Below are 756 nucleotides of genomic sequence, written 5' to 3'. Positions count from 1 at the left end.
TGCGCCGTGCCAGGCGGGCGCCGGGCCGGCGGGGTTGCGCTCGCGCCGCTCCTCATCACCGCCCTGGCGCTGGCCGGCTGCAGCGTCGCCGACAAGCTCTCCACCATCGATCCGGAACTCGGCGTGTCGGCCAGCCCCAAGGTGGTGGCGGACGGCGATCCGGTGCCGAAGGGCGGCGGTTACTACAAGCTCGGCAAGCCGTACACGATCGGCGGCAAGCAATATGTGCCGCAGGACAATCCCAATTATGTCGCCGAGGGCACGGCGTCCTGGTACGGAAAGGGCTTCCACGGCCGCAAGACCGCCAATGGCGAGATCTTCGACATGCAATCGGTCTCCGCCGCCCACAAGACGCTGCCGATGCCGTCCTACGTGCGGGTGACGAACCTCTCCAACAAGCGCTCCATCATCGTCCGCGTGAACAATCGCGGCCCCTATGTGGGCGACCGCCTGATCGACCTGTCCTACCGCACCGCCGAGCTTCTCGGCTTCGCCGGCAACGGCATCGCCAAGGTGCGGGTGGAATATGTCGGCCGGGCGCCGATCGACGGCTCCGACGACACGCGACTCGCCCTGACCCTGCGCGACGACGGCAAGCCGGCCGAATTGAACGGCAATACCGGCGTCATGGTCGCTTCCGCCCGGCCGTCGTGCCGGACGTGAGGAGAGCGTGCCGCGCGGCGCAGGGCGTGCCCGCTGCCCCTGAGCCGGCCGTACGGATCTGGGCGACGCCGGCCGGGTCGCCGCGCGCCGACG

Annotated in this window: 1 protein-coding gene; it reads left to right on the top strand. The window is 69.8% G+C overall.

Translation table 11 applies throughout. The features are described from left to right. On the top strand, nt 1–663 hold a 663-nt coding region (locus tag AC2W7M_RS26635; RefSeq protein WP_486136204.1), incomplete at its 5' end, for a septal ring lytic transglycosylase RlpA family protein. Between the last annotated feature and the right edge of the window lie 93 nt (nt 664–756).

The organism is Xanthobacter sp. BG11Y11_SDJG (assembly GCF_057364445.1).
The sequence above is the reverse complement of the archived record's forward strand: the minus strand, read 5'-3'. Positions and strand labels throughout refer to the sequence as shown.